Annotated in this window: 18 protein-coding genes; 16 read left to right on the top strand and 2 right to left on the bottom strand. The window is 64.9% G+C overall.

The genetic code is table 11. The features are described from left to right. Positions 1 to 313 precede the first annotated feature (313 nt). The 3 genes from rplU (at position 314) to IVB28_RS29260 (ending at position 1,813) form a co-directional block, all read left to right on the top strand. Positions 314 to 700, top strand: coding sequence for a 50S ribosomal protein L21 (gene rplU, locus IVB28_RS29270; RefSeq protein ID WP_247531009.1), 387 nt, complete (start codon positions 314 to 316; stop codon positions 698 to 700). A gap of 102 nt (positions 701 to 802) precedes the next feature. Further along, the gene (rpmA, locus tag IVB28_RS29265) at positions 803 to 1,072 is read left to right on the top strand and encodes a 50S ribosomal protein L27 (protein WP_011083253.1); all 270 of its coding nucleotides are present in this window, start codon (positions 803 to 805) and stop codon (positions 1,070 to 1,072) included. 147 nt (positions 1,073 to 1,219) lie between these two features. Next, positions 1,220 to 1,813, top strand: coding sequence for a GNAT family N-acetyltransferase (locus IVB28_RS29260; protein WP_247531008.1), 594 nt, complete (start codon positions 1,220 to 1,222; stop codon positions 1,811 to 1,813). A 167-nt stretch (positions 1,814 to 1,980) separates the two neighbouring features. On the opposite strand, the gene IVB28_RS29255 is transcribed toward IVB28_RS29260, so the two are convergent. Beyond that, positions 1,981 to 2,895 carry a DMT family transporter gene (locus tag IVB28_RS29255; protein WP_247531007.1) on the bottom strand — a complete coding sequence of 305 codons (915 nt, stop codon included), beginning with the start codon at positions 2,893 to 2,895 and terminating at the stop codon, positions 1,981 to 1,983. Positions 2,896 to 3,098: 203 nt separating this feature from the next. Between IVB28_RS29255 and IVB28_RS29250 the strand changes: the two genes are divergently transcribed. From IVB28_RS29250 to IVB28_RS29240, 3 genes are all read left to right on the top strand, one after another. After that, entirely contained in the window at positions 3,099 to 3,578 is a 480-nt protein-coding gene (locus IVB28_RS29250) for a MaoC family dehydratase (RefSeq protein WP_247531006.1), read from the top strand. Between the two features lie 102 nt (positions 3,579 to 3,680). Further along, complete coding sequence (gene obgE, locus IVB28_RS29245; RefSeq protein ID WP_247531005.1) at positions 3,681 to 4,721, top strand: GTPase ObgE; 1,041 nt, start codon at positions 3,681 to 3,683, stop codon at positions 4,719 to 4,721. A gap of 96 nt (positions 4,722 to 4,817) precedes the next feature. Then, on the top strand, positions 4,818 to 6,452 hold the full coding sequence (locus IVB28_RS29240) for an alkaline phosphatase family protein (RefSeq protein ID WP_247531004.1): 1,635 nt from the start codon (positions 4,818 to 4,820) through the stop codon (positions 6,450 to 6,452). Positions 6,453 to 6,592: 140 nt separating this feature from the next. Here IVB28_RS29240 and IVB28_RS29235 read toward each other — a convergent pair whose 3' ends face one another. Continuing rightward, positions 6,593 to 7,558 (bottom strand): Bug family tripartite tricarboxylate transporter substrate binding protein, encoded by a 966-nt coding sequence (locus IVB28_RS29235; protein ID WP_247531003.1) that lies wholly within the window; start codon positions 7,556 to 7,558, stop codon positions 6,593 to 6,595. 197 nt (positions 7,559 to 7,755) lie between these two features. Between IVB28_RS29235 and proB the strand changes: the two genes are divergently transcribed. From proB to IVB28_RS29185, 10 genes are all read left to right on the top strand, one after another. Then, positions 7,756 to 8,877, top strand: a complete 1,122-nt coding sequence (proB, locus tag IVB28_RS29230; protein ID WP_247531002.1) for a glutamate 5-kinase — start codon at positions 7,756 to 7,758, stop codon at positions 8,875 to 8,877. 215 nt (positions 8,878 to 9,092) lie between these two features. Beyond that, a complete protein-coding gene (locus IVB28_RS29225) occupies positions 9,093 to 10,388 on the top strand; it encodes a glutamate-5-semialdehyde dehydrogenase (protein ID WP_247531001.1) in 1,296 nt (431 codons plus the stop codon). A 20-nt stretch (positions 10,389 to 10,408) separates the two neighbouring features. After that, on the top strand, positions 10,409 to 11,053 hold the full coding sequence (locus tag IVB28_RS29220) for a nicotinate-nucleotide adenylyltransferase (RefSeq protein ID WP_247531000.1): 645 nt from the start codon (positions 10,409 to 10,411) through the stop codon (positions 11,051 to 11,053). Positions 11,054 to 11,266: 213 nt separating this feature from the next. Then, positions 11,267 to 11,623 (top strand): ribosome silencing factor, encoded by a 357-nt coding sequence (rsfS, locus tag IVB28_RS29215; protein ID WP_027515020.1) that lies wholly within the window; start codon positions 11,267 to 11,269, stop codon positions 11,621 to 11,623. Positions 11,624 to 11,713: 90 nt separating this feature from the next. Further along, positions 11,714 to 12,196, top strand: a complete 483-nt coding sequence (gene rlmH, locus IVB28_RS29210; RefSeq protein ID WP_247530999.1) for a 23S rRNA (pseudouridine(1915)-N(3))-methyltransferase RlmH — start codon at positions 11,714 to 11,716, stop codon at positions 12,194 to 12,196. A 32-nt stretch (positions 12,197 to 12,228) separates the two neighbouring features. Further along, a complete protein-coding gene (locus tag IVB28_RS29205) occupies positions 12,229 to 13,554 on the top strand; it encodes a peptidoglycan DD-metalloendopeptidase family protein (RefSeq protein ID WP_247530998.1) in 1,326 nt (441 codons plus the stop codon). After that, positions 13,551 to 14,909, top strand: coding sequence for a S41 family peptidase (locus IVB28_RS29200; RefSeq protein WP_247530997.1), 1,359 nt, complete (start codon positions 13,551 to 13,553; stop codon positions 14,907 to 14,909). The genes IVB28_RS29205 and IVB28_RS29200 overlap by 4 nt, the downstream gene beginning before the upstream one ends. Before the next feature lie 145 nt (positions 14,910 to 15,054). Then, positions 15,055 to 16,284 (top strand): divergent polysaccharide deacetylase family protein, encoded by a 1,230-nt coding sequence (locus IVB28_RS29195; RefSeq protein WP_247530996.1) that lies wholly within the window; start codon positions 15,055 to 15,057, stop codon positions 16,282 to 16,284. A gap of 77 nt (positions 16,285 to 16,361) precedes the next feature. After that, positions 16,362 to 16,865, top strand: a complete 504-nt coding sequence (locus tag IVB28_RS29190) for an RNA pyrophosphohydrolase (RefSeq protein ID WP_247530995.1) — start codon at positions 16,362 to 16,364, stop codon at positions 16,863 to 16,865. Positions 16,866 to 16,929: 64 nt separating this feature from the next. Beyond that, the gene (locus IVB28_RS29185) at positions 16,930 to 17,430 is read left to right on the top strand and encodes an RNA pyrophosphohydrolase (RefSeq protein WP_247530994.1); all 501 of its coding nucleotides are present in this window, start codon (positions 16,930 to 16,932) and stop codon (positions 17,428 to 17,430) included. The last annotated feature ends 40 nt before the right edge of the window (positions 17,431 to 17,470 follow it).

Here is a 17,470-nt window from a genome sequence, read left to right as displayed (position 1 = left end):
CGTGTCCAAATCCGCGGAGACAACGGTGCGGGAACCCGTTGGTTGCAGGTGGGCCGCAGATTGGGGCTGAGCATCGGACGCCAGCCAAATCCTTCAGATCGCGGCCGTTTCGCCGGTTTTCCTTGACTCTCGGCATCTTGCGGCTATAAGTCCCGCAACCGGCGCGGGGCGTTTCTCGCGCCGCTTGTTTTTGCGTGGGTTTTCAAAGGGATAACTCCCACCCGCACAAAACTCGCATAAACCCATAGCGACTGGCAAAAAGCCGGCCCCGACAATCCGTCGCGAGGCCGGGATTGAACACGGAGAAAAAACGATGTTCGCAGTCATCAAAACCGGCGGCAAGCAATACCGCGTCGAGCCGGATGATGTTCTCGAAGTAGGCAAGATCGAAGGCGAAGTCGGCTCGATCCTGCAGTTGAATGACGTGCTGGTGGTCGGCGGCGACACGCCGGTCCTGGGTCTGCCCACGGTCGCAGGCGCGTCCGTTGCGGTCGAGGTGCTCGATCACAAGCGCGGCCCCAAGGTCATCGCCTTCAAGAAGCGCCGCCGCAAGAATTCGCGCCGCAAGCGCGGCTATCGCGACGAGATCACGGTTCTGCGCATCAGCGAGATCCTGACTGATGGCGCCAAGCCCACCAAGGGCCCGCGTCCGAAGCGGGAAAAGGTGGTCAAGGAGCCGGCAGCGGAAGCCGCCGAATAAATCCAATTGATCACGCCAATTCACGAATTGATGCGTGAGAAATTTTGAAATGATTCCGTCAAGGAATTGATCTAGACATACGCAGGATTTCGGAGACGGGCCATGGCTCACAAAAAAGCAGGCGGTTCATCGCGCAACGGACGCGATTCCAAGGGTAAGCGCCTCGGTATCAAGGCGTTCGGCGGGGAAGTCGTGATTCCCGGCAACATCATTGCGCGTCAGCGCGGCACCACCTGGCACCCCGGCCTTAATGTCGGCATGGGCACGGACCACACTCTGTTCGCCAAGATCGAGGGTCGCGTCACGTTCCAGGCCAAAGCCAACGGCCGCACTTTCGTATCGGTACTTCCGATCGCAGAGGCTGCTGAATAGACGGTGGATCAAATTGGAGTCCGCCGGTCCCACTGAACCGGCGGAGTCCAGATCATCGAGATCGAAGGCTCCAGGGGAGGCGGGAAACCGGCCTCCCCTTTCGTTTGACTTGCTCACTTTGACTTAGTGACTTTCACGGAGCCGGACATGTTGCAGGATTTCTCGAGCGTGACCTTGGCTGAGGCGAGACCTGGCGTCGTCGCCACCGAGCGGCTGACCTTGCGGCGGCCGACGCTTGCCGACGTCAGGGCCATCGCCCGGCTCGCCAACGACCGCCGCATCGCGGAGAACACCCGCCGCCTGCCGCATCCCTATTCGCAGGACGACGCCGTCGAATTCGTCCGCGCCACCGCCGCGCTCGGCAGCGAAACCGTGTTCCTGATCGAGCACGACACCAGGCCGGTCGGCATGGTCGGCATCGACTGCTCAAAACCCGGCGATGCCGAGCTCGGCTATTGGCTCGGCGTCGAGCATTGGGGCCAGGGCTTTGCCACCGAGGCCGCCCGCGGCGCGATCGACTTCTTCTTCGAGGAGTTCGAGGACGAGCATCTCCATGCCGGCGCGCGTGTCACCAACCCGGCCTCGCGCAAGGTGCTGGAGAAGTGCGGCTTCCAGTGGAGCGGCGTGCAGCTGCACCGCTTCCTCGCGCTGGGCTCGTCGACGCCGGTCGACTGCTTGCGCCTCTCGCGCGGGGTGTGGGCCTCGCTGAAGAGCTGGAGCAGCGCGAGGAGGATGAGGTGACTTACCCTCCCCTGGAGGGGGAGGGTCGATCGCGCGCAGCGCGAGCGGGGTGGGGTGATCTCTCCACACGGGCACTGTTGGATGTGGGGACACCGTCTCCCCACCCCGCTACGCATTGCGCTTCGCTACATGCGCAGCGACCCTCCCCCTCCAGGGGAGGGTAAGAGCTACGCCGGCGGGTTCACCTCGGCGCTCTCTCGCCCGAGATCGCGCTCGCGCAAGTAAATATAGAACCCGGCGCCGATGATGATCGCGGCGCCGATCAGCGTCGCCGTTGACGGCACGTCGCCGAACACGACGAAGCCGAAGATCACGGCCCAGACGATCATCGAATATTGATAGGGCACCACGACGCTGGCCGGCGCGAGTTTCAGCGAGCGGTTGACGCAGAACAGCGCGGTCACCGAAACCAGCCCGGCGGCCGCGAAGATCACGAGGCTGCCTGAGGTCGGCGGCACCCAGTTGAAGGCCGACAGCACCGCACCCAGCGAGAACGTGCCGACAAACTGCGAGGACGCCATCACGATATCAGGCGTCTTGCGCAGGCTGCGTGTGATCAGCATCAGGGTTGCGAAGGACAGGCTGCCGCCAAGCGCGATCAGCGCCGGCAGGCTGACGGTCTGCGCCGAGGGCCGCAGTGCGATCAGGACACCGCAGAAGCCGATCAGGATCGCGGTCCAGCGCCGCCAGCCGACCTTCTCCCGCAAGAAAATCGCCGACATCGCGGTGACGAAGATCGGCCCGGCCAGATAATAGGTGATGACGTCGGCGAGCGGCAGATACACCGTGGCGAGGAAGAAGGCGGCGACTTCCAGCGTCGAGAGCAGGACGCGAAACAGCTGCAGGCGCGGCCGCTCCAGATGCAGGAACTGGTGACGCTGCGTCCAGATCAGCGGCGACAGCAGCAGCAGCGCCGCGCAGGCGCGCAGAAACAGCAGCTGTCCCACCGAATAGGTCCCGACCAGGAACTTGCCCATGGCGTCGCCGAACGAGAACATGAAGATCGACAGCACCATCAGCCCGATGCCGGCCAGGCGCGCGGAGCGATCGTCATAGGCGGAGAGAGATTTGAAGAAGGGCATTGAGACGCGTTGAATTCGGGGCCCGTCATTGCGAGGAGCTCTTGCGACGAGCGGAGAGAGCATCAGGAATCGGCTGGTAGTGTCGCTTGCCGTCGTTTTAATGAAGTGGGCGCGCGGGACAAGCCCGCAACGCCGAATTGAACGGATTGTCGCACTGTTCCTATCGCGGTAGCTAGAGATCGCACCGACAAGAGAGCCTTGGCATGACCGATTTCGATCCGACCCGGCATCGCATGATCCCCACGCAACGCTGGTTTGAGGATTTCGTCGTCGGCGAACGCTTCGTGCTGCCGAGCCGCACCCAGACGACAGCGGTGTTCGCGGCGTTCCAGACCGCGAGCGGCGACACTCATCCGGTGCATTACGATGTGGAGTATTGCCGCAGCCGCGGCATGCCGCATCTGCTCGCCCACGGCTTCCAGACCCTGGTCCACACCGCGCCCGGCGCCGGCCTGTTTCCGTTCATGGTCGAGGACTCCCTGGTCGGCTTCCTCGAGCAATCGAGCCGCTTTCTCAAACCGGTGTTCGCCGACGATACCCTGTATCCCGCGCTCGAGGTCACCGAGCTGGTGCCGGGCCGCACCACCGGCGTGGTGACGCTGGGGAGTACGGTGTTCAACCAGCGCAAGGAGCTGGTGCTGGAGGGCACGCAGAAATTCCTGATCCGGCGGCGGCCCCTCTGAAGCCGTCCCGGGATTAAGCAAGGGCCGAAATCGCACGAAATTCGGCCGATTTGCGGGTCAATCCGGGTTGCCGCGCGGGACCGGCTGGCCTACCTATGGCCCATGAAATTCCTCGACGAAGCAAAGGTCTATATTCGCTCCGGTGACGGCGGGAACGGCTGCGTGGCGTTCCGCCGCGAGAAGTTCATCGAATTCGGCGGTCCCTCCGGCGGCAATGGCGGCCGCGGCGGCAATGTCATCATCGAGGTCGCCGACGGCCTCAACACTCTGATCGACTATCGCTACCAGCAGCACTTCAAGGCCCAGAAGGGCGAGAACGGCTCAGGCTCGGACCGTCACGGCGCCAACGGCAAGAACATCGTGCTGAAGGTTCCCCTGGGAACGCAGATCTTCGACGAGGACCGCGAGACGCTGATCCACGACTTCACCAATGTCGGCGAAAAGTTCGTGCTGGCCGAGGGCGGCAATGGCGGCTTCGGCAATGCGCATTTCAAAACCTCGACCAACCGCGCGCCGCGCAACGCCAACCCCGGCCAGGTCGGGGAAGAGCGCTGGATCTGGCTGCGGCTGAAACTCATTGCCGATGCCGGCCTCGTTGGCCTACCCAATGCCGGCAAGTCGACCTTCCTCGCCAAGGTCAGCGCGGCCAAGCCGAAGATCGCCGACTATCCCTTCACCACGCTGCATCCGCAGCTCGGCGTCGTGAATGCCGACGGCCGCGAGTTCGTGCTGGCGGACATTCCGGGCCTGATCGAAGGCGCGCACGAAGGTGTGGGTCTCGGCGACCGCTTCCTCGCCCATGTCGAGCGCTGCCGCGTCCTGCTGCATCTGATCGATGCCACCTGCGAGCATGCCGGCAAGGCCTACAAGACGGTGCGCAAGGAGCTCGACGCCTATGGCGGGCTTCTCACCGACAAGATCGAGATCGTCGCGCTGAACAAGATCGACGCGGTCGAGCCGGACGAGTTGAAGAAGCAGAAGGAGCGGCTGAAGCGCGCCGCCAAGAAGACCCCGCTGCTGCTGTCCGGCATCACCGGCGATGGCGTCAAGGAAGCCTTGCGCGCGCTCGTCGAGGTGATCGGCGAGGCCCCCGTGTCGGCCAAGGCCAAGAGCGCGGCCGAGGCGGAGCCGTGGTCGGCTTGAAGTAAGCATCGCTCTCCAACCCTCTCCCGAAGGGAGAGGTTTTCTTCGTGCCATCGATAGCGCAATATCGGGCGAACGAAGTAAGGAGCGAGACGCATGGCGCGCGCGAAGAACGTTCTGTGGATCATGTGCGACCAGCTTCGCTATGATTATCTCGGCTGCACCGGCCATCCCACGCTGAAGACGCCGAACATCGACGCCATGGCCAAGCGCGGCGTGCTGTTCAGCAAGGCCTATGTGCAATCGCCGATCTGCGGCCCGTCGCGAATGTCGTTCTACACCGGCCGCTACATGCGCTCGCACGGCTCGCACTGGAACGGCTGGCCGCTGCGTGTCGGCGAGCCCACGCTAGGCGATCACCTCAAGAAGATCGGCGTGCGCAACGTGCTGGTCGGCAAAACCCACATGGCGCCCGATATCGAAGGCATGAAGGCGCTCGGCATCCCGCCGGAATCGATGATCGGCGTGCATGTCGCCGAATGCGGCTTTGAACCGTACGAGCGCGACGACGGCCTGCATCCAACGGGGCGGCCGCGGCCGAAATACGATGACTATTTGCGCAGCCAAGGTTTTGAAGCCACCAATCCCTGGGAGCATTGGGCCAATTCAGGCGCGGCGGAGGACGGCTCGCTCCAGAACGGCTGGCTGCTGGTGCATGCCGACAAGGCCGCGCGCGTGCCGGACGAGCATTCCGAGACGCCCTACATGACGCGGCGCGCGATGGACTTCATCAGCGAGGCCGAAACCGACGGCAAGCCGTGGTGCCTGCATCTGTCCTATATCAAGCCGCACTGGCCCTACATCGCGCCCGAACCCTACGCCAGCATGTACTCGACCTCTGACATGATCCCGGTGATCCGCTCGATGCGCGAGCGGCAGAATCCGCATCCGGTGTTCGGCGCCTACATGGACATGCGCTACTCCCGCAACATGGCGCGCGATGAGGCCCGCGAGAAGGTGATCCCGACCTATATGGGTTTGATCACGCAGATCGACGACCAGATGGGCGTGCTGATGAAGTTTCTGGAGGAGCGCGGCCTCTCGGACACGACCATGATCGTGTTCACCTCCGATCATGGCGATTATCTCGGCGATCACTGGATGGGCGAGAAGGACCTGTTCCACGAGCAGTCGGCCAAGATCCCGCTTGTTATCATCGACCCGTCGCAAGAGGCCGACGCGACGCGCGGCACACGCAGCGATGCGCTGGTCGAGGCGATCGATCTCGCACCGACCTTCGTCGATTATTTCGGCGGCAAGGTGCCGGGCCACATCCTCGAAGGACGCTCGCTGCTGCCGCTGCTGCGCGGCTCGACACCGCCGGATTGGCGCAAGGTCGCCTTCTCCGAATACGACTATGCCATGCAGGATGTCAGGCTGAAGCTGAACCAACCGATCGAGCGCTGCCGCCTGTTCATGGCGTTCGACGGCCGCTGGAAATACATCCACGCCTCCGGCTTCCGCCCGATGCTGTATGACCTCGAAACCGATCCGGAAGAATTTCTGGATCGCGGCGAGGATCCCGACTGCGCCGGCATCATCGCGCGATTGCAGGCGGAGCTGTTCGACTGGGCGCTGCATCCGAACGACCACATCACCACGCCGCGCGAGAAGATCGCCGCATATGCCGACAACCAGCTCCAGGTGAAGGGCGGCGTCCTGATCGGCATCTGGGACGAGGCGGAGCTGGCGTCGATCAAGGACGGCATCGCGCAGCGCGCGAAGATGTAAGCCGCTCTCTACGGGTCAACGATACGATCGCGCATCGATCCACACCGTCATTGCGAGCGCAGCGAAGCAATCCAGAATCTTCCGAGGAGACATTCTGGATTGCTTCGTCGCTTCGCTCCTCGCAATGACGGTGGAGAGACTCAATTCTCGATCTTATATCCCGTAGCCTTCACGATCGGCTGCCACAGCGCGGTGTTCGCCGCGAGCTCCTTCATCAATCCGTCCGGTGTCGACCCGACCGGAATGAGACCGATCGCCATCAGCTTCTCCTTCACCTCGGGCTTGGCGAGCGCGGCGCTTGCGGCGGCGCCGAGCTTGCTTGCGAATTCCGGGGAGCTGCCAGCGGGAAGCCACATCCCGTACCAGGCATCCGCAACGAGATCGATGCCGCTCTCCTTCAATGTCGGCACCTCTGAAGCAAAAGGCGATCGGTCCGCGCTACTCACCGCGATGATCTTCACGCCCTTGGCGCGATGCTGCGCAAGCGCGTCGGCCAGCGTGGTGATCCCGAACGGGATATGGCCGCCGACGAGATCGTTGAGGATGGCTGCGCTGCCGCGATAGGGCACGCGGCTCAGGGGAATGCCGAGGTCCTTCTCCAGCTTGGAGCCCATGAAATGCGGAATGGTGCCGCTGCTGGGTACGCCGTACGAGGTTCTATCCGGATGTGCCTTCAGCCAGCCCACGAATGACTTGAAATCCGTGGCGTCGACCGCCGGGCTGATCACCAGCGCAAATTCAAACCGCGCCAGCAGCGACACCGGGACGAAATCCTTTGCAGCATCGAAGCTCGGAATCGTCTCCACCATCGGCAGCAGGTACATGGTCGGGCCCGTGGTCACCAGCACCATCCCGCCGTCGGGGCTGGCCCCCTTCACCGCCTTGATGCCGATCAGGCCGTCGCCCCCGGTGCGGTTCTCGACCACGATGGTCCGCTGCAGCGCCGGCGCCATCTCCTGCGCGATCAACCGGCACAGCGTGTCGCCGCCGGCTCCGGCCGCGAACGGGAAGATCATTTTTGTCAGCGCGGCCTGCGCTTGCGACCCGCCCCCTTGCGCCAACAGCGGCAACCCGAGGCATCCGGCGATGAAGTTGCGGCGATCCATTGGTTTCCTCCACCCGTTGTGGTTCGCAGCATGAGAGCCGGACGGCCGCCCGGGACAACCCGGCATTCATCCTTTAACATGCCGGCCGCCTTGCGCGGGACATCGTCCTGCTGCAAAAGCAGGCCTTATCGGCGCCGCTTGTTTGCTCCGCCGTCACCAAGCCGAGCAATTCGCCACACGCGCCAGCACATATACACATGGCCAGCCCCGAACTCAGTCAATTCCGCCGCATCGTCGTCAAGGTCGGCTCCGCTCTACTGGTGGATTCCGACAGGGGTGAGGTGCGGGCGTCCTGGCTCGCCGCGCTCGCCGACGACATGGCCAAGCTGCACCAGGAAGGCCGCGACGTTCTCGTCGTCTCCTCCGGCTCGATCGCGCTCGGCCGCAGCCGCCTCAAATTGCCCCGCGGTCCGCTGAAGCTGGAAGAGAGCCAGGCCGCCGCCGCCGTCGGACAGATCGCGCTGGCGCGGATCTGGTCGGAGGTGCTGGGCGCCCACGGCATCGGCGCGGGCCAGATCCTGGTGACGCTGCAGGACACCGAGGAGCGCCGCCGCTATCTCAACGCGCGCTCCACCATCGGCAAGCTCTTGGAATGGCGCGCCATCCCCGTGATCAACGAAAACGACACGGTGGCGACAAACGAGATCCGCTACGGCGACAACGACCGTCTCGCCGCGCGCGTCGCCACCATGGCGAGCGCCGACCTGCTGGTGCTGCTGTCCGACATCGACGGCCTCTACGACGCGCCGCCGAAGAACAACCCGAACGCAAAGCTGATTCCGGTGGTCGAGAGCATCTCCTCGGAGATCGAGGCGGTGGCGGGAGACGCCGAGTCCGAGCTGTCGCGCGGCGGCATGCGCACCAAGGTCGAGGCCGCCAAGATCGCCACCACAGGCGGCACGCATATGCTGATCGCCTCCGGCAAGATCGAGCATCCCCTGCAGGCGATTGCCGATGGCGGCCGCTGCACCTGGTTCCTGACGCCGGCCAACCCGATCACCTCGCGCAAGCGCTGGATCGCGGGCACGCTGGAGCCGAAGGGCACGCTCTCCATCGATGCCGGCGCAGTGACGGCGCTCCGCGCCGGCGCCAGCCTGCTGCCGGCCGGCGTGATCAAGGTCGAGGGCCAATTCGCCCGCGGCGATGCTGTGATCGTGCGCGGTCCTGATGGCAGCGAGGTCGGTCGCGGCCTGATCGCCTATGACGCCGAGGTCGCCGAACGGATCAAGGGCCGCTCCTCCCCCGGCGTGATGGCCATCCTCGGCATCAGCGGGCGGTCGGAGATGATCCACCGGGATGATCTGGTGGTGGGCGGGTAAGCCCTTTTGCCCCGGCATTCCGGGATGGTCCGACGGACCAGACCCGGAATCTCGAGATTCCGGGTTCGGTGCTTGCGCACCGCCCCGGAATGACATCGGGTGGGGCCACTGGTCTAGCCTACCCGCCATCCAGGGCCCTGCCATACCCTTCCCGCCCTTCGCAAATGCGGGATTTCCGTGCTAGGACACCGCCTTAGCAGAAGGTTCAAACTCCAATGGCCGCCCCCCTCAAAGCCGTCGACGGCAATGCCGATCTTCAGGCGCTGATGTCCGATCTCGGGACCCGTGCCCGCGCTGCCGCGCGCGTGCTGGCGCTGGCGCCGCCGGAGCAGAAGAACCGGGCGCTCAAGGCCATGGAACGGGCGATCCGCGGCAATGCTGCGGCGATCCTCGCCGCCAATGCCGAGGACGTCGCGGAGGCCCGCGCTTCGGGCAATGCCACCTCCTCGTTCATCGACCGCCTGACGCTGACGCCAGCGCGGGTCGAGGCGATGGCCGAAGGCATCGGCATCGTGCGCGGCATTGCCGATCCCGTCGGCATCGTCACCGAGAGCTGGCAGCGGCCGAACGGCATGACCATCGAGCGCGTGCGCGTGCCGCTCGGCGTCGTCGGCGTGATCTTCGAGAGCCGGCCCAATGTCGCGGCGGACGCGGGCGTGCTGTGCCTGAAGTCCGGCAATGCCGTGATCCTGCGCGGCGGCTCCGACAGTTTCCGCTCCTGCCGCGCGATCCATGAATGCCTGGTGCAAGGCCTGCGAGAAGCCGGCCTGCCTGAAGCTGCGATCACGCTGGTGCCGACGCGCGACCGCGCGGCGGTCGGCATGATGCTGTCGGGATTGAACGGTGCCGTCGACGTGATCGTGCCCCGCGGCGGCAAGAGCCTCGTCGCACGCGTCGAGCAGGAAGCGCGCGTGCCTGTCTTCGCGCATCTCGAAGGCGTCAACCACGTCTATGTCGATGCCAGCGCCGACCTTGCCATGGCGAAGTCGATCGTGCTCAACGCCAAAATGCGCCGCACCGGCGTCTGCGGCGCGGCCGAGACGCTGCTGGTCGATCGCGCTGCTGCCGGTAAAAATCTGAAGCCGCTGGTCGAGATGCTGATCGAGGCGGGCTGCGAAGTGCGCGGCGACGACGCCGTGCAGAAAATCGACGCGCGCGTAAAGCCTGCCGGCGAGGACGATTGGGACACCGAATATCTCGACGCGATCATCGCGGCGAAGGTGGTGGACGGCGTCGACGGCGCCATCGCGCATATCCGGAACCACGGTTCGCATCACACCGACGCGATCGTGAGCGCGGACGAGCGTGCGGCGAACAAATTCCTGAGCGAGGTCGATTCGGCGATCGTGCTGCACAATGCCTCGACGCAATTCGCCGATGGCGGCGAGTTCGGTTTCGGCGCCGAGATCGGCATCGCCACGGGCCGTTTCCATGCCCGCGGCCCGGTTGGCGCCGAGCAGCTGACGAGCTTCAAATATCGCGTTCACGGCACCGGGCAGACGCGGCCGTAAACGACGCAGGGCGCGGGGCATTGAGCAACAATTTCGTCGCGCCACGTTTCTTCGCGCAGGCCATACCAACCCACATCTCGGGCATGCGGATCGGCCTGCTCGGCGGCTCGTTCAATCCGCCGCACCAGGCCCATCGCGCCATCAGCCAGTTTGCGCTGAAGCGCCTTCAGCTCGATCGCGTCTGGTGGTTGGTGACGCCAGGCAATCCACTGAAGGAGAACGGCACGCTGCATGAGCTCGGCGAACGCATGCAGGCGGCGCGCGACGTTGCCGACGACCCGCGGATCGAGGTCAGCTGTCTCGAATCCGTCATTCGTACCCGCTATACTGTCGACACGATCAACACCTTGCGCCGCCGCCTCTCGGGCTTGCGCTTTGTCTGGATCATGGGCGCCGACAACCTCTCCCAATTCCATCGTTGGCAGCACTGGCGGCGCATCGCCGACCAGGTGCCGATTGCGGTGATCGATCGCCCGCCGCAGAGCTTTCGCGCCCTCGCCTCCCCCGCCGCCCAGGCGCTCCGGCGCTACCGCGTGCCGGAGAACGAGGCAGCGCTGCTTGCGGATCGACCGGCGCCCGCCTGGGTCTTCCTGACAGGAATGAAGCTGAATCTCTCTTCAACCGGCTTACGGAACCCCGACGGAAGCTGGAAAGGTACGAAGTGAGTCAGACCTTGCGGGCATCGTGGCGCCTCGGGCTCTCTGGCATATTGAAACCCTTAACCCCACATGATGTAGTGTAACCAGTGAGTGCCGGATTCGGCGTTCGCGATACAGTGAAAGGAATGGTCCCTGACCACATCTGTATTGTCCAAGACAGAGCCTGTTTTACCCGAGGTTACCAAGCCGGCGCGTAAAACATCGACCAAAGCTGCGGCCTTGAAGGCGCAACCCGACGCCGACAAGACGCTGAGCCTGATCCTCTCCCGCCTCGACGACATGAAGGCGGAAGAGACGGTCACCATCGACCTTCGCGGCAAATCGGCGTACTCCGACTACATGATCGTCACCACCGGCCGGGTGAACCGGCACGTCGGCGCGATCGCGGAAAACGTCGCCAAGGGCCTCAAGGAAAACGGCATCAAGAACATCCACGTCGAGGGCTTGCCCAATTGCGACTGGGTGTTGATCGATTCCGGCGACGTGATCGTGCACGTGTTCCGACCCGAGGTCCGCGAGTTCTACAATCTCGAGCGGTTGTACACGCAGGGTCCAGGGGCGGCGAAGGCGATCTAGGCTCATCGAGCCGATTTCGAATCGGCTGACGCGCATGCTAGCGTCGTGCGCGCGCTTCTTGCGCGCGGCCCTGAAAACGCGACCCTGATCATGCGTGTTGCTGTCATTGCGGTGGGCCGGCTGAAGCAGGGCCCCGAACGGGAGCTTGCCGACCGCTATTTCGAGCGGTTCGACGAGGCCGGCCGCAAGCTTGGATTCCGCGAGCTCCTGGTCCACGAAATCCCCGAAAGCCGCGCGCGGGACACCGCGACGCGGATGAGCGAGGAGGCCGCGGCGATCTCTGTCCATATTCCGGAAAAATCGATCCTGGTGGCGCTGGACGAGCGCGGCCAGAATCTGGATTCGACCGTATTCGCACGGCATCTGTCGCGCTGGCGGGACGAGGGCGCCGGACATACTATCTTCGTGATCGGAGGGGCGGACGGACTTTCGCCCGAATTGCGCCGTAAGGCCAAGCTCGCGATCGCGTTCGGCTCTGCGACCTGGCCGCACCAAATGGTCCGCGTCATGCTTCTGGAACAGCTTTACCGGGCCGCCACCATTCTGGCCGGCCACCCCTATCACCGCGCGTGATGCGCGCCACAACGAGCACCTTTGCCGACACGATGCGAGCGCCGCTCCTCAACCTGTTGCTGATCACAAGCGTTGCCGGCGCAAGCCTCGCGCAAGCTCAGACGGCAAATCCGGCGCCGCAGACCGCAGCCGTCTCGCCCGATGCCATCAAGCAGCGCGAGCAGGAACTGGAAGCCGCCCGCGCCAGGCAGAAGAGCGCCGAGGAAGCACAAGCCAAGCTCAAGGCCGAGATCACCGCGCTCGGCCAGGACCGCACTCAGCTCAACCAGCAGCTGATCGACACCGCCGCGAATGTGCGCAGCGTGGAGAGCAAGATCGACGACACCGAAGCACGGTTGCGCGCGCTGAACGGACGCGAGCAGGCGATGCGCTCCTCGCTTGATTCGCGCCGCGCCGACGTCGTCGAGGTGCTCGCGGCGTTGCAGCGGGCCGGGCGGCGCACGCCGCCGGCGCTGCTGGTGCGGCCCGAAGATGCGCTGCAATCGCTGCGCACGGCGATGCTGCTCGGGGCCGTGGTGCCGGAGTTGCGCGGCCGCGCCGAAAAGATCGCAAGCGAGCTCGGCGAGCTCATAGCCTTGCGCAAGTCCATCGCCACCGAGCGCGACCAGCTCGCCTCGGACCGCGACCGGGTCCGCAACGACCAGACCCGGCTCACCGCCCTCGTCGACGAGCGGCAACGCCAGCAGGCGGGGCGCGAAAAGGATCTCGACGCCGAGAACTCGCGCGCGATCCTGCTGTCAAGGCAAGTCGGGGATCTCCAAGGGCTGATCACCAAGATGGAGCAGGACCTGCAAAGCGCGGCCAAGGCAGCCGAGAAGGCCGCCGAGGCCGCAAAGCTGGCCGAAGCCAAGGCGGCCGCGAGCGCCAAATCCGGCCCGGGCGCCTTCAAGGACCGGTCCCGGACCACCCCCGCGATTGCCTTCGCCGCGGCCAAGGGCCTGCTGCCGCTTCCGGTTAACGGTAACAAGATCAGGGATTTTGGCGGTTCCGACGGGGTCGGCGGGGTCCAGAAGGGGATTTCGCTGGCGACCAAGCCCGGCTCCCAGGTCACAACGCCGTGTGACGGCTGGGTGGTCTATTCCGGCCCGTTCCGCAGCTATGGACAACTCTTGATCCTCAACGCCGGGGGCGGGTATCATGTGCTGATCGCCGGGATGGAGCGCATTTCGGTCAACATCGGACAGTTTGTGCTCACGGGGGAGCCGGTCGCCACCATGGGATCGACCTCTCAGGTCGCATCCATTCTTGCGACGAACGCGAGTCAACCTGTGCTGTATGTCGAGTTCCGTAAGGACGGCACTCCAATCGATCCAGGCCCATGGTGGGCCGCAAATGAAGGCGAGAAGGTTCGCGGATGATGCGCAAGACTTCAGTAATCCTCCTCAGCGCAGCCACCGGTGCGGCGCTGACGCTGTTCGTGACGCAGCCGCGCGCGGTGTTCATGGGTTCGAGCGCGCGAGCTGCCACCGCGGACACCTATCGCCAGCTCAATCTGTTCGGCGACGTCTTCGAGCGCGTGCGCTCCGACTATGTCGAGAAGCCCGACGACACCAAGCTGATCGAATCCGCCATCAGCGGCATGCTCACCGGCCTCGATCCGCATTCGAGCTACATGGACGCCAAGAGCTTCCGCGACATGCAGGTGCAGACCCGCGGTGAATTCGGCGGCCTCGGCATCGAGGTCACGATGGAAGACGGCCTCATCAAGGTGGTCTCGCCGATCGACGACACGCCGGCCTCGCGCGCCGGTGTCATGGCCAACGACATCATCACCAATCTCGACGACGAGGCGGTGCAGGGCCTGACCCTGAACCAGGCGGTCGAGAAGATGCGCGGCCCGGTCAACACCAAGATCAAGCTCAAGATCATCCGCAAGGGCCAGGACAATCCGATCGACGTCACCCTGGTACGCGACAACATCCGCGTTCGCTCGGTGCGCGCGCGCGTCGAGCAGGACGACATCGCCTATATCCGCATCACCACTTTCAACGAACAGACCACCGAAGGCCTGAAGCGCGAGGTCGCCAACCTCTCGAATCAGATCGGCGACAAGCTCAAGGGCTACGTCATCGACCTCCGCAACAATCCGGGCGGCCTGCTCGAGGAAGCGGTCACCGTCTCCGACTCGTTCCTGGAGAAGGGCGAGATCGTGTCGACCCGCGGCCGCAACGCCGAGGAAACCCAGCGCCGCACCGCGCATTCGGGTGACCTCACCAAGGGCAAGCCGGTCATCGTGCTGGTCAATGGCGGCTCGGCTTCGGCCTCGGAAATCGTCGCCGGCGCGCTGCAGGACCACAAGCGCGCGACCATCGTCGGCACCCGCTCGTTCGGCAAGGGTTCGGTGCAGACCATCATCCCGCTCGGAAGCGGCAACGGCGCGCTGCGCCTGACCACCGCGCGCTATTACACGCCGTCGGGCAAGTCGATCCAGGCCAAGGGGATCGTGCCCGACATTGAAGTGCTGCAGGACGTTCCGGACGAGCTGAAGTCGCGCACCGACACCAAGGGCGAAGCTTCGCTGCGCGGCCATCTCAAGAACGACGGCGACGAGAAGACCGGCTCGCAGTCCTACGTCCCGCCGGACGCCAAGGACGACAAGGCGCTCAAGCTCGCCGGCGATTTGCTCCACGGCATCAAGAACAGCGCCTCCGCCGCGCCCACCACTGGCGGCGACAACAAGGCCACGACCGACAAGCCGAAGGCGGCGAACTAAATCCTGGGATCGTAAGATCTGACGAAAAGGGCGGCTCCTGGAGCCGCCCTTTTTGCTTGGAACTCGTGGCGTCCCCGGCCTTTCCCGGCCTGCCGCCGCTTGACCCCGGCGTGGTATCGTCATTCGCAGTGATTCGGGATCGCGCATGACTGAAACGGCCGATGATCTGAGCGCCCCGCTCGGACAGGATAAGCCGCGCCGGAAACGCCGGCTGCGGCTGCCGTTCACGGCCATGCAGCTGCTCGCGGTCCTGCTCGGCCTGTTCCTGGTTACTTTTGCCGGCTTCGCGATCTTCAACAAGGATCCGCTCGGCGGCGAGCCGATGACGCGGATCGCGCTCAAGCCGACGGACAAGGCACCGGACGAGAAGCCCGCCGCCGCGGGCCATGGGTCCGAAACCAAGCAAGAGGGCAAGCACGAGACCAGCGAAGCGGCGAAGCAGGCCGCGCCCGGCGAGCAGAAGACGGTCACCATGATCGACGGCTCCACCGGCGCCCGCCACGACGTGGTGATCGGCGCCGGCGAAGCCGCCGACAAGGGCGATGCCGCGGCCTCCGCGCCGCCGCCTGTCATGGCAGGGATCAATCCAAAATTGCTTGAGAAGTCACGCTACGGCATGATCCCGGCGGTCGCGGACGGGCTGAAGCCGTTCAACGTCTACGCAGCAGACGCCGACCGCGCCAAGGCCGCCAAGATGCCGGTAGTCGCCATCGTGATCGGCGGCCTTGGCGTCGGCGCCGCCAAGACCACCGACGCCATCATGAAGCTGCCGCCGGCGGTGACGCTGGCGTTCACGCCCTACGGCGCCGATCCCGGCAAGCTGGCCGAGCGGGCCCGCGCCCAGCGCCACGAGATCTTCCTGCAGATCCCGATGGAGCCCTACGACTTCCCCGACAACGATCCGGGGCCGCAGACGCTGCTGACCTCGCTCAGCGCCGACCAGAACATGGACCGCCTGTACTGGCATTTGAGCCGGATGCAGGGCTATGCCGGCATCACCAATTTCATGGGCGCCCGCTTCATCGCGACGGAGCCGGCGATGCAGCCGATCATCCGCGAGGCGGCCAAGCGCGGCCTGGGCTTCTTCGACGACGGCTCCTCGCCCCGCAGCATCGCGCCACAGGCGGCAGCGAACCAGGCCATGCCGTTCGGCAAGGGCGACATCGCCATCGATGTGGTGCCGACCCCGGCCGAAATCGACCGTGCCCTGAGCAAGCTCGAAGCGGCGGCACGCGAGCGCGGCGCCGCGGTCGGCATGGCCTCCGCCCTGCCCGTCTCGATCGAGCGCATCGGCGCCTGGACCAAGACATTGAGCGACCGGGGTATCCTTTTGGTGCCATTGACAACCGCGATGCTGAAATCAAAATCCAGCTAAATCAACGGATTGGTACGGCACGGGTCCTCGCGGGGCCATTGGCGCCCCAACCGAGAGCATGCGAGAGGTCTGGCGGAATGGCGCGTTACGAGGATCTGCCCTACCGGACCTGCGTCGGTGTGATGCTGATCAACACGAAAGGCCTGGTGTTCATCGGCCGCCGCGCCGGCGGGATCGAACATGTCGATGACGGCCATGTCTGGCAGATGCCGCAGGGCGGCGTCGATCCCGGCGAAGACACCTGGGAGGCCGCCAAGCGCGAGCTCTATGAGGAGACCAGCGTGCGCTCGGTCGAGCGCCTCGGCGAGGTTCCGGACTGGCTGACCTACGACATTCCGCGCACGGTCGCCGGACGCGCCTGGAAGGGCCGCTACCGCGGCCAGCGCCAGAAATGGTACGCGATGCGCTTCACCGGCAAGGACAGCGAGATCAACGTCGAAAAACCCGGTGGCGGCCACAAGGCCGAGTTCGTGAGCTGGCGCTGGGAGCCGATGCAGAACCTGACCGGGCTGATCATACCCTTCAAGCGCCCGGTCTATGAACGCGTGGTGCAGGAATTTTCCGCGCTGGCACATGAATGAATCAAATTGTCGCTCCGGGTTCGATGCTAAGGCATCTCCGGAATGACGATGAGAGATGCCCCGCGTGACGAATGAAAAACCCTATCGCTCCAACGTGGGCATTGCCCTGTTCAATGCCGACGGCCGTGTGCTGATCGGCCACCGCTTCAAGGGCGACGGCCCCGAGATCATCCTGCCGGGGCTGGACTGGCAGATGCCGCAAGGCGGCGTCGACGAGGGCGAGAATCTGCGCGATGCCGCGATGCGCGAACTCTGGGAGGAGACCAGCGTCGTCAGCGCGGACTATCTCGGCGAGTCGGACTGGCTGACTTACGAATTCCCTCCTTACGACGGCCCGCAGACGCACCGGCTGGCGAAATTCCGCGGCCAGCGGCAGAAATGGTTCGCACTGCGCTTCACCGGCCGCGACGACGAGATCGACCCGCTGACGCCGCGCAACGGCCAGCCCGCGGAGTTCGACGCCTGGCGCTGGGAGCGCCTCGACCGCGTCGCCGACCTCGTGGTGCCGTTCCGGCGTGAGGTTTATCGCGCCGTGGCCGAGCAGTTTGCGGCCTTCGCAAACTAAAACCGCGAAAACAACCCCATGCACAATAGAACGGGGGTTG

Source organism: Bradyrhizobium sp. 199 (genome assembly GCF_023073355.1).
In the GTDB taxonomy this organism is placed as follows: Bacteria; Pseudomonadota; Alphaproteobacteria; order Rhizobiales; family Xanthobacteraceae; genus Bradyrhizobium.
The sequence above is the reverse complement of the archived record's forward strand: the minus strand, read 5'-3'. Positions and strand labels throughout refer to the sequence as shown.